This is a genomic window from Saccharothrix obliqua, from assembly GCF_019375475.1.
Lineage (GTDB): Bacteria > Actinomycetota > Actinomycetes > Mycobacteriales > Pseudonocardiaceae > Actinosynnema > Actinosynnema obliqua.
Genome location: NZ_JAHXGQ010000019.1, coordinates 21,183 through 37,621, shown reverse-complemented (window position 1 = coordinate 37,621; position 16,439 = coordinate 21,183). Strand labels below are relative to the sequence as shown.

Sequence of the window (16,439 nt, the reverse complement as noted above, 5' to 3'; positions counted from 1 at the left end):
CTGCGCGGCGTGTCCCGCGGCCACGTAGTCGCGTTCGAGCCGGCCCACATCGTCCGGGCGCCGGTCCAGCCACTGCCGTGCCGCGGTGAGCTGTACCCCGCGCGGCACCAGGCTCCGGTCGCGGCCACCGCGTTCCCACTGGCCCGCCTGGTCGCGCACCTGGGTGTGCCACGCCAGGAACTCGCGGTCGGCCTCCAGCCAGCCACGCAGGGTCCGCCAGTTGTGCAGCAGCGCTTCGTGGGCGAGCGCGAGCACCTGCGGCTGGCCCGGCCCCTCGCGTACGACCAGTAGCCGTGCCCCCAGCAGCACGTCCACCACCCGGTGCAACTCCTCGGGTACCTCCTCCACCCGGATGGGGCGCGAAGCGAAGCCGTCGTCGGTCGGTCGGGCCAGGCGCGCCAGCAACCGCCGCACCGGTTTCCGTTCGGTCGGGTCGAGACCGGCGTGAAACCGCTCCGCGTGACCGGCCAACGCACCCGTGACCCCGCCGAGCGCGTCGTACCCCGCAGGGTGAGCAGTCCCGCCTGCCTCGTCTCCCACAGTTCCGTGAGGGCGAACTCGACCGACGGCAGCAGACCCGCCCCGGCCTGCGCGTCGGCGAGCACCCGGTCGACCACACCATCCTGGTAGGACACACCGGGCGTGAGTGCCATCGGCCGCTCCACAGCCTGCCGCAATCGACCGCCGCGCAGGGGTTCGGGGAACATCGTCGCGTCGTCCAGCCCCGGCACACCACCGGTGCCCAGCAGCTCGTCCAGGGATCCCGCGCGCAATGTGAGCACGACCCGCGGCCCGTCCGGTGCGGCGGTCAACTCGTCCAGCAGGCGCATCACCTGACCCGCAGCGGCAGGGTCAGTGGTCACGACCTCCTCGAACTGATCCACCACGAGCACCGCACCGGGCACGGCGACCGGACGCAGCACCGACAGCAGATCGTCCGCGAACGGATGCTCCAAGCCACCCTGCCCCTGGTCCCGACGTCCTTACCTTCGATCCGGTGGCCGGATCGTCTCCGCGGGCGTCGAGGTGGTGATGCGCCCTGTTCCCGCGAGACCTTCGCTCCGGAGGTCGATCTCGACGCGGTCTACGAACCGTGGAACGGGCTGGTGTCGAAGGGAACGAGCGCGGGCGGCCGACGAGTTTGCTGTCCGCGCCCAGTTGCGGAGCTGGCCCGTGCCCTTGGAGTCACCGAAGGCTGACCGGCCTTGTGAGCCCGGACCGCAGCCTGGATGTCGCGCGGCCACGAGCGCTTCGTGGCCGCGCGACACCAGACCCTTATGGGACCCATACGCTACAGCCCTGCAACGGACGGTCGGCTGCGGTGTGGACGTGTGGCGGGTGTTGGATATGTAGCTCACTCGTTGTAGCGAACGATCGTGGCTGACTGTGGTGGAACGAAATGGTGTAGGTCCTGGACCGTGGCGGTGAAGGCGTGCAGAAATCGCCTCCCAGCTCCGGCGCGGTACGGGCGTGACCCCATCGGGTCGGGTCGGGGCTGCTGTCGATGTCGTTGGATCAAGCTGTACTGCAGGATCTCGTCCGGCACGTTGATCAGGGTGGTCGTGGCGGGTACCAGCCAGCGCGGCAGCAGCCGCCGGGCCTGGGTCGGTTCAGGCGGAACCGGGCTTACAGGAGCAGGGCCGGTGAGCGTGGTGCTGTGTTGCGCAGCTGGGTCCACTTGTTGATCCACAGCTGCCGTTCGATGGGGTTGGTAACGCCGCAGCCGTTCAGGTAGGCGGTCAGAGTGGACTTCTTGGCCGGCAACCGGTTGCCGGTGACGATGCGGCCGACACCGGACTTGCCCAGTTCGTCGCCGCTATTGCGGGCGACGTCGCGGTAGGACAGGTTCTGCTGCTGGTGCAGTTGCCGCAAGGCTGCGATGTAGCCCTGCGCGGTGGTGGCCTTGACTGCGTTGTTGAGTGGTGTGTCGGAGCCTTTGGGAGTGGTCCCGGCTGTAGGCGAGGTATCGAGGACGGTGTGGGGGGCCGGGGGAAGAGCGCCCAGGGGGTGGGAGCGTCAGTGGCGTAGGTGCCGGCGTCGGTGTACTGGGCGTAGTCGCGAGACGGTCGTGTGCGGCGACGGCGGTATCGGTGAGCCAGGACACCGGCCCGAGCGGTGTTCTCCCGCCGCAGGGCGCTCCAGCGGCGTTTCCACGCCCAGGTGGCTTCTGGGGAGGTTTCGCGGGCGGCGGTGAGGACGGCCTGCACGGTGTGCCAGTCGGGCAGGGTTTCCCCACCGAGCAGGAAGTGGTCGAACAACGCCGTGGGACGTCCGGTGCGCCGGAACATCTCCGCGACCGTGAGAGGGTGGCCCCCTCGGTTGCACAGCGCCAGCAGTTCTGCCCGGAAGGCCGCCACGGTGGTGACGGCCCTCCGGGGTGCGTGCTGCCGGGGCGACGGAATCGGCGCCGCGGTCATCAGCGGGTCAGCCGCGCCCGGCCCGTCGCAGGCCCATCCTGCGCGGCTGCGGGAGTACCCGCGAACGGCGCGCCGGATTGGTGCTCGCCTCGGGCACCGGGAAGCGGGACAGCGGCGCCCGGAACCCCATCGCCCGGATCCGCGACGCGGAGGGTGCCTGGAGCATGGCCGTTGGCTGGGCGGTCCCCAGCAGACTGGGGACCAGGCCCGCGGTCACCCAGCCAGCCGCGCTGACCATGCCCAGGGCCGCGAACGGGTCCACACCCATGTTCTGCAGCACCACCCACACCACGATCACGAGCACGCACACCACACCGTTGGTGCGCAGGCGGGCACTGTCGGGTGCGCACCCGCAGCGGCGCCCGAAGCCCGCGTACGCGCGCATGTTGAACTGCATCATCGATGCTGAACCTCTCAGTCGGTAACGGGTCGTCCAGGCCGGACGAGCTGTCGTGTACACCAGCTCCGGGAAAGGGGTCGTATGCGCCGTACGGCGGGAGTGCCATCCCGCCTCAGCGAAGCGACCGCCGGAAGGAGCCCGACAACAACATGATCCAGCGGCCATGACTGCTACTCCTAATCGGAGGCGTCCCAAAAGCGAACCGGCCGTAGTGTTGCGCATCACACACGAACACCGGCTTTAGTGGCTAGCCCTTCCAGGTCGGCGACAGTTCGCCCTAGTCAGGGTGGTGAGAAGCTGTCCCAAAATGCCGATTCGTGATGTGGTTATCCGACGGTTGTAGGCCCACAGTTGCCCCGTCGGTCCGGTGGCCGCGAGCCGCCGACACCGACCGGGTACCTCTCCTCCAGGCCGGACGAGCACCCGCGCGCGGTGGGTCCCCGTGCCAGGGGACCCACCAACACCACCCGCGCCGTACTGCACGTCATGACCGGCATCCTCATCACGACCGGCCCGCGTCCGTTCCCGACGACCCATCGACCACACCGCCGGACGTGCGCACCGAGCAGGCGCTTTCAGCACAGGCACGGCGGGCTCGGTCGAACGGTCGGGCGCGGCGGAGAGTTCCGGACAGGCCGCTGCGGCGATGAGCAGCACCGGTTCGCCGGACCAGTCGTCGCGGCCGTCGGCCCGGCGGGCGTTGAGGTAACCGAGGAGGTCGTCGAGCGTTCCGCCGTGAACGGCGGCATGGTCGACGCGCTCCATGATCGTGTGCACTACACCGGCCGGAAGTCCCGCCTCGGCGGCGAGCGCGCGGGTCTGCGCCATCGTTCGGCACTACCCCGGGTCAGCGAGTCGACCAGGCCCTGCGCCGTAGGTGAAGACCGGATAGCCGGCACCGGCGAAGGCGTCGAGCGCGCGATGTAGCAGATACTCGCCCGTCACAGCTCACCCAGCCGGACCCGCACTGCCAGCCACGCCACGACGCCCACGGCTGCTACATCCAGGGCGGTGACCACCATCCACTTCATGCCGCGATGCTAAGAACGCACTGGCCAGGATCTGTCCCACAGGGTGTGGGACTACCTGAACGGATGACTTGGTCAGGGCATGGAGGCGCTGCCGATGATGACGCTGTCGTCCGCGTCCGCCGCGCCGACTTAGCCGTCGTAGGTGGTGTCAGCCGGTTCCAGGATCTCCGTGTCCGTACTCCTGTCTGATCTTGACCGTCAAGGCGCTTGTCACCCCGCGCACCGTGGTTGTTCCGGTCGCGGTGCCGGGCGGGACGTAATCATGTCCCGACGACCGTCCACGCGTTGCGCCTACCCCACCGCGGGCTCTTGGGCCGCCACGTTCGGCTCGCCGTACTTCTTGATCAGATCGCGGCGGACCTCGACGGCGCTCTGGCGGTCGTCGCACAGGTGTGCCACCCAGGACTCCCACACCAGCCCCTCGCGGTGCAGGGACTTCACGCGGTTGCGGAACTGCTGGGTGAAGCCGATGTGGACGGGCACGCCGCCGTTGCCAATCAGCGCGAACCCGACCGCGAGGCGGCGCGGCGGCAGGTCCTTGGCCTCCTCCATGCCGGCCCACCCGGTGTTCCCGGTCCAACTCCTGCCGTCCTCGCCGTTGGGCACCGCCCTGGCGAAGCGGGTGAGGGCGTTGCGGTCGTAATCGATGTGGGCCGGTCCAGCGCTCCACGAAGGACCCGAGGCCGTTGTTCCTGCTCCACTCGCGCACCTGGTCGTAGGCGGCGGCCAGGCCCCGCCAGTCCAGTTGTCCCGCCTTGTGCGCTGCGGCGATCCTCCGCATGTAGTCGTCCTCGGCCGCGGTGATGCGTTCGAGTAGTCGGGCGTGCTCGGCGTGCAGACCGGTGACCGCCTCGACGGCCTGGTCGAGGTCGGGAACATGGGACAGCAGTAGCGGCATCGGCGTGGTCATGGCGGTCAGCATGGCAGCGACACCAGGTCCACGATCGGGTCAGCCGGCCGTCGAGATCGCAGGCAACTCGCCCAGTGCCGTGCGAGTGGTGTCCGACTGCTCCGAGTCCCACTCCTCGAACTCGATGGCGACAACGTCCAGGGGTCCCTGTAGTCACCACGGGACCCCGAATACGCAGCATCGTCCGGTCGTGTTCCGGGGCCGTCGGCCCGTCGTGTCCCGAGTGAGGCTTGTCGTGAGTCCGCGGGTGTCGCGCTTCGCCCTCCCGGCCTGTGGCCGGTGCCCTATCGGCTCGTGTTTCCCGCATGACGGTAAGCCGGGGCGAGGTCGGTCGGGACGTGATGTCGGTGGAGGCGGTCAAGTCCGCCGACCGAGGACTAGAACCGCTCCACGTCCCGGTTGCCGGGTCCAGTGGTCAGAACAGCGTGTCGTCGGACGGACTCCGCCGCACCACGGTGCCGTCGCGCACCCTAGGCGGCGCCGGGTGGGAGTGCTCCCGGCGGATCGGGGCGGTGGTGTGGTGATGGATCATGAACTCCTGTTGGAGCCCCGCGGCGACGGCCGCGCTGCGCTTGGCGGTGGTGGTGAGCGGCCGGTCGGGGATCCCCGGCTACGCCGCGCACGAGGGCGACGGTGATCGTTCCCGGCCAAGTCCTTCGGCGACCTCGACGATGCCGGGGGCACCGATCACCGGTGGATCTTCGGCCTCGTGCAGATCACGCAGCACGACCCGAGCGTCCTCGGCCGCCGGGACGGTGTCCCGCACGGCGATGACCACGGTATCCCACGATCGGGATCGCTGTCCCAGCGTCCCAGGCCAACGCCGCACCTCCGCATCGCCGCCGTCATGGTGCACGCGGGTCAGGTCAGGCGCACGGTGAAGTGATCCCAGAAAACGATGACGGTGTTGGTGTTGTTCGCCGGGTAGGCGATGGCGGACTAGGTGCCGGTGGGGACCCCGACGGGCTCGCGCTCGGGCCACCTTCGGGGCGTGGCGGTCATGCCCGGTTCGACCACCGGTGAGCCGGAACCGCTTCGGGGTGCCTTGCGTTCCCGGCTCGCACCCCGCACCGATCAGCGATGACCGGGCGGGGTGCCTGCACGCATCTTCCGGGTGGGACAGGAGTGGCGGTCGTGCTGGCCGGATTCAGCAGGAGCGGTTCGACACCGTTACGACGAAGCTGGTCTCGAACTTGTGCCAGCCGGGCCCTTTGCAGTGCTCATGGACGTCCCAGGGTCGGGCTCCGTCGTAGGTCACCTTCAAGCGCTTCGACAACTTGTACCCGTCGAAATCGGTTTTCTGCGGAGTGGTGTGCCCGGATTTCAGTTCCTGGATGTCGTTGTTGCTGCACGGGCCGGGGCCGGGAGGCATACCGGGGCCCGGTTCCTGGCACCAGTTCGTGGTGACCAGGATGGTGCTGCCCGACTGGTTCTTCACGGTGCCGCAGACATTGAGCACGCAGCCGCCGCGAGGCTGGCTGCTGTCCCAGGTCGGCTGCGCGGCCACCGATTCGACCGGCTGGTCGGCGGCCTGTCGGCCACCGCCTGCCGCCTGGGCCTGGCCCGATCCGATGACGGCCAGTGTCAACGCGCCCAGGATCAACACGGCCGACCCGGGTCGCCGCGGGCGAAGGGACGAGGTCTGTTTCCACATGGTGTTGGCCTTTCGGTTCGTCCGCCGGGTTTCGTGTTCCCTGTCGGTCCGGCGTGACGACCCTGTTCTAAGCCGTCGGGGTGTCCCACCATCAGGTGTTGCGGCTGGTCGGGACGATGGGACAGGCTGGGACACAGCTCAGCCAGGGCAAGTGGGACCGAGGAACCGGCTGTCGGTGTGGACGAGGGAGTGTCGATGGCAGGGGACGCCTCGTCCGTGATCACCGAACCGCCAGACCCAGGTAAGGCGACCGATCTCGCCGCGTTCGTCGGTCTGCTGCGGCGACTGCGGGAGCAGGCCGGCAATCCCGGTTACAAGCGGACCTTGGAGCGCAGGACCCGCGACGAGCACGGCGTGCCGAGGGTCAGCGGCTCGACCATGCACCGGGTGCTGGAGAACCGCCAGGACCTCTCCCGGATGCGTGATCCGGATGTGTTCGTCCGGGAGTTGGTCACCGCGCTCGGCGCGGACCCGGCGCCGTGGCTGGCGGCACTCGAACGTCTGCTGCGCCCGGCTCCCGAACCCGCCGCGCCCGCCGCCGGACCCGGCGTCCACTCGACACTGGGAGGGTCGCGGGCACGACGTCGGCTTCTGGCCGCGGTGATCGTGGTGGTGCTGCTCGCGGCTGGCACCGTGGCGTGGTCGGCCCTCGGCGGCGACGGACCACCGGCGGTGCCGATGGTTGGCCCGGCCCGGCTGTCGATCACCCTCGCCTCCGACCCGGAACTGCGCCTGGCTGTCGACCGGACTCCCGAGTCGCCCGTGGCCCGCGTTCGGCTCGCCGACACCGGCACCGCCGACACCAGGTGGGAGATGGTCGCCCCCTACCGGGACAACCCCGACTTCTGGCAGCTGCGTCCCGCGGGACGGCTGCTGGCGTGCATGGAAGTGCTGGAAGGCAGCTACGCCGACCGGGCGACGGTGCAGCAGTACGGCTGCAACGGCGAACACCACCAACACTGGAAACCCGAACCCCAGGACAACGGCACCGTGCGCTGGGTCAACGCCAAGACCGGCCAGTGCCTTACCGTCGCCGGAGCACGGCCCTACGCCGGTATGGACGCCACACAGCGCGAGTGCGACCCGACACGCGCGCCGCTCCAGCAGTGGCGGACCACCGCGGTCGACACTCCCACCGGGTCGAGCGCTCCCACGACCACCGGCGGCATCGTCCCCGGCCAGGTCGGACCGGACCCCGCCGAGTACCCCGGCGGCGGCAAGGACCAGCCCTGCCAGGGCCTCGAACCGCAACTCGACCCGAAGACCACGACCTGGGCCGAAACCCCGTGGCAGATACGCAAGGAAGCCACCGCCGGCACCCGCGGAAAGGTCTCCCTCGGGCCGGAGGCGTTCGGCGCGGTCGAACTCCTGCGTGCCAACAGGACCACCGCCACCGGCGAGGAGACCTTCTACTGGGCCGAGGGCTGGGTGAACTTCACCCCCGACCGGTTCACCATGTCCCTGCAGTGGACCACCCTGCCCGGCCCCGGCGGCTGGCACACCTGCGCCACCCGGTTCACCACCGAACACGGCCGCCCCGCCACCCTCGCCCTGCCCCGCGACCTCGACCACGACGGCACCGGCGACGTCGCCTTCCGCATCTGCGTCACCTACACCCCGGAACTCGCCCCCAGGACACCGATCGTCAACTGCGCTGGCCGCTACTGACCCCGGACAGGGCGGGCCGCGGTCATCAGCACGGGCCACGGAGCGTCAGGCCGCAGCGCTGCCAGTGGGGTACCGGCCGGTGGGTCCGGCGCTGGACGAGTCCGACGACGACGGCCTGGTGGCCGACGAGGACTACATCACCAGTGACGAGGTGCTGGACGCGTCCGGGCGGGTGGCGTCGCCGGTGGCGGCCTCGCCTCCCCCGGGGTGCGTCGCGGCCGCCGGCTCCCGGGGTCGGCGGCTCGGCGTTCGCGGGAGGATCCGCGTTGCGGGAATCGACACCCCACGCGACCCTGGCCGACCGGCTGCTGGTCGAAGCTGGCCTGGCGACGGACCGCTGCGCCGCTCCGGGCTGCGGGCAGGAGGTGCGCTCGGCGGCCTCGGCTCTACTGCGGGCCCACCTGCCGCCAACGCGCCGGCCGGGCCCGGCGGCAGGTGGGTTGACCGGATGACGGGCTGTTCCTCAGAACACCATGACGCAGTACACCACCTGCGGGTCGTTGACCGCGTACCAGCGGTTCCATTGGTATTTGCGGGTGCATTCAGCACCGGTGGTGGCCCCTCGGACGACGTCGACCACGGCGACGGTTCCCGGTGCGCGACACGCTGGCGCGCCGGTGACCCAGCCCCGTCCCTCCGGGATCACATAACAGCGGTCCTCCACCAGGTGGAGTCGCAAGCACAAGAGGTATCCGTGCACCGTGATGGAAGGTGTTCCCGGGTCGGCGCATTCTCCCTGGTAGGTCGCCGATTTCACCAGGTATGTACCCGCACTTCCGTCGCAGTTTCCCAATCCCAGGAAATCCCCGTCGCTGTCGATTGCGATGCAGTCCCCCGCACTGGCCGGTGGCGGTCGGCGTTCGGTCGTGGTGGTCGGCCTGTACGGCTGCTGTGGCGGGGAGTCGTTCCCTCCGGCGACCGGTCGCGGAGGAGCCGTCGTGCCCGAACTTCTGGCAGTGGTGCTGGGCTGCGAGGGCTTGATGTCGGACCACTTCGTTATGCCGAAGAAAGCCAGGATCCCGATGACGCCCACGATCACGGAGATCACTTTGGACGTCTTGTCCCAGGAGGGACCCGACCCGTCGGTCATGTTCGCTCCCCTTCCGGTCGACCGTTCAAGGACCATTGTGGGGGCGTCTTTCGGTCGGTGGCCGCGTTGGTCGAATATTCCACTCGACTCCACTGGGACGTGAACAGGACTCAGGACGGTCGGTCCCCATCGGGACCGAAAATTGGGGGGATACCACGGTGCGCAGCCCCCGATCTCGGCCGGACGAAGCGGGCTGGCGACGCCCCGTTGAATCCTTCCATGTTAAAAACGTGACATCGCGGCGCGGCGACACCCGTACTGCGGCGCAAATCGGGCACGGTGTGCCGCACCATCCGGCCGACGAACGGAGCGAGCGGCGCGCCTGACCTGGTCCAGCCAGTACAACCTCGACGCGGTGGTCGCGGAGCCCGGTGACACCGCGCAGCAGGTGATCGACCGGTGCCGGGACGTCGAGGTCGACGCGGTGCGCCGAGTCGACGGCGAGGAACCGGTGGTGCAACTGCACGACGTCGGCCCGGAGCTGTGGACGGAGGACGCGTTGCGCCGGGGCTGGGCGGAGTTCTGGGCCGCGACCTGACTAGGCCGACGTCGCCGGCGGCCGACTCCGCAGACCTCTACAGAAGTGCTCATGTTCGTTCGCCAATGCCGAGCCTGACGTCTCGAACCCCGGCCCCGACCGGGTGACGTCGGCGCGCGGATGCCGGGCATCGGGGCGACCCTGAGGTCGGAGGTGAGCATCGTGGACGTCGACACCGGAAGCCCCGGACAGGACGGGTCGGAGGGAACGCCGATGGGCAAGGAGGACGCCTCGCGCATCCAGTCGGCCGCCGACCGCGACCCCGCCAGCGACACGGCCACGTCCGGGTTCGCCCAGCGGGCGCAGTCTGCCGCGGACCGGGCGGTGCACCGGGACCGATGACGGGGGCGGGGGTGCAGCGAATCGAGGGCTGCGGCGGCCGGTGCTGGATCTGCGGACGCCCCGCCGTGGTGGGGCAGAAGCTGCCCAACCGCCGGCACAAGGCGCGCCTGCTGTGCCGCACGCATGACGAAGCGGTGTTCGGCACGAGGCGTTGACCGGTCGACCCGGCCCGGAGTCGGTCGGTCAACGCCGCGCGACGTCACCTCACCGCTTCCGGCTGTGTGCGTCCCCCTCGAAGTACATGCCCTTGCGCAGGCCGTCCATCGCGTCGGCGTGCTCGTCCAGGGCGGCGGTGTGGTCCTTGAGCGCCGCGGTGTTCTGCTCGGTCAGGTCGTGGCCGTGGCGCAGTTCGTGGTAGATCGCGCGCAGCAGCGACGCCTGCGCCCAGCCGATGTGGGTGGCCTCGGTGGGTTCGGTGGGCGTGTCGTCGGCGAACTGCACGTGCTCGGTCGCGGATCGGAAAACTTCTCACTTAGGAGCCGGTGCGTGGAACCCGTACCGGCGTCGGTGGTGTCGCTGTTGTGCTCGGTCACGGAGGGACGGTAGCGACCGGCACCGGTTCCGCACGATGGCCGGACCGGGTGACACTCCCGCTCGTGTGGTCGCCCTCTGTCGGATCGACCACCGGCCGCCGATTCGCTGTCATGCCTCGTCGGGACGCTGCCACAGGATGCCTCGACGCAGGTCGGCGTCCGACCAGAACGGATTGGCGGCGGCCTTGATCCACAGTGCCGTCGCACCGAGCACGGCGACGACCCCGACCCAGTCGACCAACACCCATTGGCCGTTCTTGTAGCTGATCACGCCGGTGACGAACACGACCAGCGCGGCCAGGGCTGCGGACCCCGCATTGCGTCGGATCAAAGCGAACACGCAGACCAACAACACCACAGGCGACCACATGCGGTCGGCTATCCCGAACACCACGGTGGTCGCCACGAAGGTCTTCACAAACAGCAACCGGTACGCCGCGTAGTCCGCGGCGAGCGGCGTGAGCCCCATGCCGAGAGCATCCTGCAGCTTCTGCTCGAATGCCTCGTGGGCGCGTTCGAGCATGGGCGCGAAACCGTAGGTGGTGACCACGAAGGTCACAGCACCCACCGTAACCCAGGGGTCGACGCCGACGCCGGTGGGCCCCTCGCGCAGGTAGTGGTGCGCCGCGAAGAACCCGGTGAAGAGCAGCGACAGGAACGGCGTGTAGTACAACGGCGACGCGACCTGGTGGAGCCCCACCACGCGAGTCCGCCAGTACAGAATGGTGGGGAACACGAGTCCGGGAATTCCGACCCACGGAAGGGCGAGGACGAGGACGAGCCCGCAGAGCACGGCACAGGGCCAGTAGATCCACGGCAGCGCCCGCCCGGAGCGGTCGACCAGATCCTCCGCGTAGGTCTTGACCAGCGCGACAACGTGATCGAGTTGAGTGGACATCGCAGTTCCCTCGAAGCTTCGGCCAGCGGTGGGCAATGCCGCCAAGTCAAGGGCGCAGGACGCGGTCGCGGGATCCGATCGCGGTGTCCGCCACCGTTTCGCGTACCCGTATTCACCTGACGGTAGGTCGCGAACTGCGGTGGGTGACCTGTTTCCGCTCCCTGTCGAACACGGATGCACTATCGGAAACCGTGGGTCGGCATCCTCGCCCGACCGGCGCCGCGTGCCGTTCGGCGCTACGTCGACCGGACCGCGCTCCAACCGGCCGGCCGAGCGACCTGGCGACGCCAGCCACGCTGACCACCTCCACGACCCGACGCACAGCCGGGCCCCAGGGCGCGGCGGGACCGGGCGGTCGTGACCGCCGGGCTGTCCTCATCGGCTTGCCAGGCCACCGGGACTCGACACGGTCCTGACGCAGGACGCGGTCTTCGGCACGGCGCCGTGCGATGCCGGCGCCACCTGGGACGGCTACGCCCCCCGTGACCACACACCGTCACCTCTGCGGAGAACCCGCGACACTTGAATACACGACCTCACCAGCCGGCGACCCGGACGTATGGGTGTTCGCGCGCGGTGAGGGCCTCGCCGCGCCGAAGTCGCGGCGGGTGAGCGCGCGGCCGGGATCGCGTCACCCGCACGGCGGCCGTGAGGAATGGTGGAGGCGTGCTGGTCCCGCCGTGGGTGGTCTCCGGGTGGGCTGGTCGGGGCTTCCGATCGACGGTGCGTCACTCGACCGGGTGGACTTCCCGATGTGGTCACTTTTTGGACCGGATGCGTCGCCGCTTGTCCTAGCCTCGCGACATGCCAGGTGATCATGATTGGGACGCTGCCCGCGGCGAGGGCCGCACGGTGTCGCCAGCCGTGGGACGCGGGGTGTTGCGCCGCGCGGGTGGTGGTGGGGTGTGACCGCGGTCAAGGTGGAGGCGGCGGAGCTGCTGGGGGTGTGGCGGCACGTGTCGGCCGGGATGGCGTTCGGGCCGGAGTTGGCGGCGGCGGTGCTGGGGCGCCCGGCGGGGACGACGCGGTCGCCGAGGCGTTGGCGGCGTTGGTGGCGTCGGGGGACCTGGTCGAGGCGCGGGACGCCGGGGGTGGGCGGAGGTTCGTGTGGAACCCGCCCGGCCCGGGACCCGCGGTGTGCGGCGGGGTGTGCGGGGGCGACCGGGCGGACGCGGTGGCGCGGGGCGTGGCGTTCGTGGTGGATCGGGCGCGGGCGGCGGGCGCGGCGCTGGACCCCGCAGGGTTCCGCTGGTCGGACGCCACGGACGCCACGGACGCCGGGTGCCCTGGGGGTGGAGTGGTGCGGTGGGGTCGGCGGAGGCGTTGGCGTGGGTGGACGTCGAGTGGCCGGCGCTGCTGGTGACGGTGCGGTGGGCGGCGTACCGGGGGTGGGTCGACGTGGTGGTGGCGGTGGGGGAGGGCTGCGTGCCGGCGTTGCGGGTGCGCGGCGCGCACGCGGTGCTGGACGAGGTGTTGTCGCTGCTGGTGGGGATCACGGCGGCGGCGCGGCATCCGGCGGTGGCGTCGGCGCGGGCGGCGCGCGCCGAGGCGTGGGCGGCGCGTGGCCTGCACGAGCGGGCGGTGGCGGAGGCGCGGCGGGCGGTGGAGGACGCCGAGCGGGTGCGGCACCCGTGGTCGGTCGCGCGCCCGTGGTCCGGCCCTGCGCGGGATGCGTCGACTGCACCCCCGCCCCCGGTTCCGGGATCGGCGCTTCCGGAGCACTGCCCGCCGTCACCGCGCCGCCGCACCGCCACGAGTACACCGTGCTCGGGCCGCCCGGCACCGCCGTCGAGGCGCACGACGACGAGGGGGCGGGCACGTGACCGGGAAGCGCCCGGACGAGCGGAAACGGGCGTCGGTGGTGCGCCGCTACCTCGACGGCGCGTCGATCCGGGTGGTGGCCGACGCCACGGGCCTGCCCCGCCCGGCCGTGGCCGCGGTGCTGCGCCACGCGCACGTCGTCCGCCTCCGCGGCCGCCGGACGGAGGCCGCCGCGGAGGCGGCGGACACGGCGCGGCGGCTGCGGGTCGACCTGGCCGCGCTGCTGCTGCTGCGCGCGCCTGGCCACCGGCCTAACCACCGCCCGCGCGGCGGACCGGGCCGGGCTGCCCCCGGCCGTGGCGCACGCCCTGGAGACCGCCGCGTGCGCGAGACCCCACCCCGCGGACGTGGAGCGCCTGGCGCGCGCCCACGGGATCTCCGCCGCCACGCGCCGGCTGATGCTGGACCGGACGCGCTGGATCGAGCACCTGGACATCCGGTGACACACCGCGTTCACCGACACGCCCTCCGAGCCCGACGCCGGCGTGGTGCGGCTGTTCGGGATCGGCGGCGTGCCGGCGTTCCCACCGGACCCGCACCTGCGCGACCGGTACCGGATGCTCGTGCCGGAGTCCTCGGCGCGCGCCATGTTCGGCGGGCGGGACGACCCGGCGGTGTGGGGCCGTGATACCGGCATCGACCTGGCGATCCTCCCGGACCGGGCGCGTCCCGCCCACCCCGCCCTCCCGGTCGTGGACTTCGTCGTCCTGGGCCGCGCGCTGGTGCTGTTCCCCGATCGGAGCGTCGTGCTCACCGCCGCGGCCGAGGTGGACCGCTACGCGACCCTGTGGGCGCGGCTGCGGCAGGCGGCGCCCACCGGCCGGACCCCGGCGGCCGACACCCCGGACCCGGACCGACCGCCACCACCGGGGACACCCGGGCACACCGCGCACCCCGAACCCCCCGAGCACGCCGAGGATCGACGATCTCCATGAGCACCAGCACGTCCGCCGCGTCCGCCGGGTCCGACGGAGAAACCCTCGCCCGGCCGCCGGAGACCGAGTCGGGCCCGGCGCGACCGGTACGGCGCGGCGTGCTCGCCGCGCTCAGTCGGCGGTTGGAGAAGGCCCGCGAACGGACGGAGCTGACGCGGGAGCAGGCCGCGCGCGGCGGGCCTGGCGACCTGGCTCTCCGTAGCCGCGGCGGAGGCCGGGCGCGTCCGGCCGCCCCGCGACGTCGTGGAGCGGCCGACCACCGCGTACGGCATGTCGGCGGCCGAGCGTGCGGAACTGGTCGCACAGGCCGCCCGCGGCCGCCGCCCGCCCGCCGCCACGACCGCGACGCGGCCGGGGCCGGGGGCGCGGTGGTGCGCGTGCCCGAGGCGGGCCGCGACCGGCCGGCGCTGCTGCGGCCGGTCGACGTGGCCGCCCGTGCGCGCGCTGGCCGCGGCGGAGACGGTGCGCATGTACGCGCCGCGTGGGGTGCCCGGCGTGCTGCTCGACCGGTTCACCGAGAAGCGGGCGACGTCGCTGGTGGTGACCGGGCAGGCGCTGGGCCGGGTGCCGGGGCGGCACCGCCACCAACTCAGCGGTGGCGGGCCGACCGGATCCGGCGAGGTGCGCGTCCTGCCCGACGGGACGACCGCCGAGCTGCCGCCGGCGGAGTTCGTCGTCGACGGGCTGTGGGTGGTGGTCGATCTCGGCTACCACGAGCTGCTGGTGACGTCCGCGTCGGAGGTGGCCCGCTACCAGGCCGTCTACGAGCGGCTGGCCGGGCTCCCGGCGCGGGCTGGCCGGGAGGAACTGCGCTGGCTGCTCGCCGACGCCCGCCACACGGCGCGCCTGGGCACCCGGCAGGTCGCGTCCCGGGCAGGCGTCACCGGCACCGCGGTGGTCGAGTTCGAGAGCGGGGGACGGGTGCCTCCGGTCGCCGTCGTGGCGCGGATGGCCCGCGCGTACGGTCTGCCGCCGGACGAGCACGACGCACTGATCGCCCTGGCCGGGCGCGTCGAGCGGGAGAACACCGGACGGCGGCACCCCCGCGACGCCGCGCCGGACCGTGGCACACCGCTCGCGGACCGGCGGGACGGGGACACCGGCGCGCAGCGGCTGCGCGACGCGCGCACGGTGCTGGTGTATGCGGCGCGCGGCGTCCCGGACGCCGCGCTGGACCGGATCAGGGCGTGCCGGGCGACGACGGTGGTGATCACCGAGCAGACGCTGACGCGTGTCCCGGACGACCAGCGGACCCTGCTCGCCGCGTGGGGCCGGGACCAGCCGGGCGCGCTGCACGTCGTCCCGAGCACCGCGCAGGTCCCGCTGCCGCCCGCCGAGTTCGCGGTCGCCCCCGGCGGCACGGGCGTGCGGCGGTACGTCGTCCCGGGCGGAACGGCGCGGAGCGGGGCCTGGCCGAAATGTGCGGATTCTGTGCGTGTTCGGCGGCGGCGGCAGTGGTGGGCTAGGCCCACCGACACCCAGGAGGCCACGCGTGCGCACCAGTCCGCCCCCGACCCGCCGACGGACACCACTAGCCCCGCGGGCCGCCCGACCGACCCGTACCGGAGGTTCCCGATGACCCGGCGTCCGACCGCGACCGCCACCAGGTACGAAACCCAGAACAGCCACAACTGCGACACCTGGCACTCGCACGGCAGCCCCGGCATGGAGTGCAGCCACGGCCACGTCATCCCCAGGTCCGACATCCCCGCCGCCCGGCAGCGAGCGAGCCGCGTCCCGGACGACGCGCCCGTCCCACCGACGGACCGGGCACGGCGCGAGGGCGCCGGGAACGCGCCGCACGGCCGGACCCCCTGCAGCGTCCCGCCCGCCGCGCGCCCCACCCCCCCGCACCCCGGGCGAGCGATGACGGACCTCATCCCGGTGGCGGTCACCCTGCTGATCGCCGCCCCGATCGCGGCGTACGCGGCGCTGCACCAGCCCGCAGCCCGCCCGACCGGCTACCTCCCGCGCCCAGGGACGTCTTCGGCGGACACCCCGGACGCAACCCCACCACCCGCACCCGGCAAGCCGTCCGAACCGGACGGCGGACAAGGCCACCACCGGTGATCAACGACAACGCCGGACGACCCGACACCGGTCGACGCAGGCCACCACCGCGAACGAAGACCATCCCGGGCACCCGGGACACGGAGCACCAGGTCGTGCGGGCACTGGCCGTGTACGCCGCGGTGCGGCGGA

Annotated in this window: 17 protein-coding genes and 1 pseudogene; 9 read left to right on the top strand and 9 right to left on the bottom strand. The window is 71.8% G+C overall.

Translation table 11 applies throughout. The features are described from left to right. The first annotated feature begins 9 nt into the window (after positions 1-9). Complete coding sequence (locus tag KZQ38_RS34530) at positions 10-291, top strand: hypothetical protein (protein ID WP_219448231.1); 282 nt, start codon at positions 10-12, stop codon at positions 289-291. On the opposite strand, the pseudogene KZQ38_RS37575 reads toward KZQ38_RS34530, so the two are convergent. From KZQ38_RS37575 to KZQ38_RS34520, 3 genes and pseudogenes are all read right to left on the bottom strand, one after another. Beyond that, positions 175-863 (bottom strand): annotated as a pseudogene (locus KZQ38_RS37575) (nSTAND1 domain-containing NTPase); the annotation flags it as partial. The gene KZQ38_RS34530 and the pseudogene KZQ38_RS37575 sit on opposite strands and share 117 nt — an antisense overlap. Positions 864-1,626: 763 nt before the next feature. Then, entirely contained in the window at positions 1,627-1,872 is a 246-nt protein-coding gene (locus tag KZQ38_RS34525; RefSeq protein ID WP_219448230.1) for a helix-turn-helix domain-containing protein, read from the bottom strand. Positions 1,873-2,424: 552 nt separating this feature from the next. After that, positions 2,425-2,817 carry a hypothetical protein gene (locus KZQ38_RS34520; RefSeq protein WP_219448229.1) on the bottom strand — a complete coding sequence of 131 codons (393 nt, stop codon included), beginning with the start codon at positions 2,815-2,817 and terminating at the stop codon, positions 2,425-2,427. A gap of 486 nt (positions 2,818-3,303) precedes the next feature. Between KZQ38_RS34520 and KZQ38_RS34515 the strand changes: the two genes are divergently transcribed. Further along, positions 3,304-3,744 (top strand): hypothetical protein, encoded by a 441-nt coding sequence (locus tag KZQ38_RS34515; protein WP_219448228.1) that lies wholly within the window; start codon positions 3,304-3,306, stop codon positions 3,742-3,744. 395 nt (positions 3,745-4,139) lie between these two features. On the opposite strand, the gene KZQ38_RS34510 is transcribed toward KZQ38_RS34515, so the two are convergent. From KZQ38_RS34510 to KZQ38_RS34500, 3 genes are all read right to left on the bottom strand, one after another. Continuing rightward, on the bottom strand, positions 4,140-4,400 hold the full coding sequence (locus KZQ38_RS34510) for a hypothetical protein (RefSeq protein WP_219448227.1): 261 nt from the start codon (positions 4,398-4,400) through the stop codon (positions 4,140-4,142). A gap of 968 nt (positions 4,401-5,368) precedes the next feature. Then, the gene (locus tag KZQ38_RS34505; RefSeq protein ID WP_219448226.1) at positions 5,369-5,536 is read right to left on the bottom strand and encodes a hypothetical protein; all 168 of its coding nucleotides are present in this window, start codon (positions 5,534-5,536) and stop codon (positions 5,369-5,371) included. A gap of 369 nt (positions 5,537-5,905) precedes the next feature. Then, positions 5,906-6,364 carry a hypothetical protein gene (locus tag KZQ38_RS34500; protein WP_219448225.1) on the bottom strand — a complete coding sequence of 153 codons (459 nt, stop codon included), beginning with the start codon at positions 6,362-6,364 and terminating at the stop codon, positions 5,906-5,908. Between the two features lie 243 nt (positions 6,365-6,607). Between KZQ38_RS34500 and KZQ38_RS34495 the strand changes: the two genes are divergently transcribed. Continuing rightward, entirely contained in the window at positions 6,608-8,080 is a 1,473-nt protein-coding gene (locus KZQ38_RS34495; protein ID WP_219448224.1) for an RICIN domain-containing protein, read from the top strand. 463 nt (positions 8,081-8,543) lie between these two features. Here the strand turns inward: KZQ38_RS34495 and KZQ38_RS34490 are convergent, their stop codons facing one another. After that, positions 8,544-9,170 carry a hypothetical protein gene (locus KZQ38_RS34490; RefSeq protein WP_219448223.1) on the bottom strand — a complete coding sequence of 209 codons (627 nt, stop codon included), beginning with the start codon at positions 9,168-9,170 and terminating at the stop codon, positions 8,544-8,546. Between the two features lie 355 nt (positions 9,171-9,525). On the opposite strand from KZQ38_RS34490, the gene KZQ38_RS34485 reads away from it, so the two are divergent. Beyond that, positions 9,526-9,708, top strand: coding sequence for a hypothetical protein (locus KZQ38_RS34485; RefSeq protein ID WP_219448222.1), 183 nt, complete (start codon positions 9,526-9,528; stop codon positions 9,706-9,708). A 162-nt stretch (positions 9,709-9,870) separates the two neighbouring features. Continuing rightward, a complete protein-coding gene (locus KZQ38_RS34480; RefSeq protein WP_219448221.1) occupies positions 9,871-10,050 on the top strand; it encodes a hypothetical protein in 180 nt (59 codons plus the stop codon). A gap of 204 nt (positions 10,051-10,254) precedes the next feature. Here KZQ38_RS34480 and KZQ38_RS34475 read toward each other — a convergent pair whose 3' ends face one another. Both KZQ38_RS34475 and KZQ38_RS34470 read right to left on the bottom strand, forming a co-directional pair. Continuing rightward, positions 10,255-10,491: a hypothetical protein gene (locus tag KZQ38_RS34475; RefSeq protein ID WP_219448220.1), complete on the bottom strand. Its 237-nt coding sequence runs from the start codon at positions 10,489-10,491 to the stop codon at positions 10,255-10,257. Positions 10,492-10,692: 201 nt separating this feature from the next. Next, positions 10,693-11,481 carry a hypothetical protein gene (locus tag KZQ38_RS34470; protein ID WP_219448219.1) on the bottom strand — a complete coding sequence of 263 codons (789 nt, stop codon included), beginning with the start codon at positions 11,479-11,481 and terminating at the stop codon, positions 10,693-10,695. Between the two features lie 1,631 nt (positions 11,482-13,112). Between KZQ38_RS34470 and KZQ38_RS34465 the strand changes: the two genes are divergently transcribed. The 4 genes from KZQ38_RS34465 to KZQ38_RS34450 all read left to right on the top strand — a co-directional run bounded on the left by KZQ38_RS34465 (position 13,113) and on the right by KZQ38_RS34450 (position 16,307). Then, positions 13,113-13,304, top strand: coding sequence for a hypothetical protein (locus tag KZQ38_RS34465; RefSeq protein WP_219448218.1), 192 nt, complete (start codon positions 13,113-13,115; stop codon positions 13,302-13,304). 237 nt (positions 13,305-13,541) lie between these two features. Beyond that, positions 13,542-13,745: a helix-turn-helix domain-containing protein gene (locus tag KZQ38_RS34460; protein WP_504739576.1), complete on the top strand. Its 204-nt coding sequence runs from the start codon at positions 13,542-13,544 to the stop codon at positions 13,743-13,745. A gap of 45 nt (positions 13,746-13,790) precedes the next feature. After that, positions 13,791-14,237, top strand: a complete 447-nt coding sequence (locus KZQ38_RS34455) for a hypothetical protein (protein WP_219448216.1) — start codon at positions 13,791-13,793, stop codon at positions 14,235-14,237. A gap of 243 nt (positions 14,238-14,480) precedes the next feature. After that, positions 14,481-16,307: a helix-turn-helix transcriptional regulator gene (locus tag KZQ38_RS34450; protein ID WP_219448215.1), complete on the top strand. Its 1,827-nt coding sequence runs from the start codon at positions 14,481-14,483 to the stop codon at positions 16,305-16,307. The last annotated feature ends 132 nt before the right edge of the window (positions 16,308-16,439 follow it).

Coding starts and splice junctions, on each gene's coding strand:
- KZQ38_RS34510 (WP_219448227.1), bottom strand. CDS start 4,400: ATGGAGGAGGCCAAGGACCTGCCGCCGCGCCGCCTCGCGGTCGGGTTC.
- KZQ38_RS34520 (WP_219448229.1), bottom strand. CDS start 2,817: ATGATGCAGTTCAACATGCGCGCGTACGCGGGCTTCGGGCGCCGCTGC.
- KZQ38_RS34490 (WP_219448223.1), bottom strand. CDS start 9,170: ATGACCGACGGGTCGGGTCCCTCCTGGGACAAGACGTCCAAAGTGATC.
- KZQ38_RS34495 (WP_219448224.1), top strand. CDS start 6,608: ATGGCAGGGGACGCCTCGTCCGTGATCACCGAACCGCCAGACCCAGGT.
- KZQ38_RS34515 (WP_219448228.1), top strand. CDS start 3,304: ATGACCGGCATCCTCATCACGACCGGCCCGCGTCCGTTCCCGACGACC.
- KZQ38_RS34470 (WP_219448219.1), bottom strand. CDS start 11,481: ATGTCCACTCAACTCGATCACGTTGTCGCGCTGGTCAAGACCTACGCG.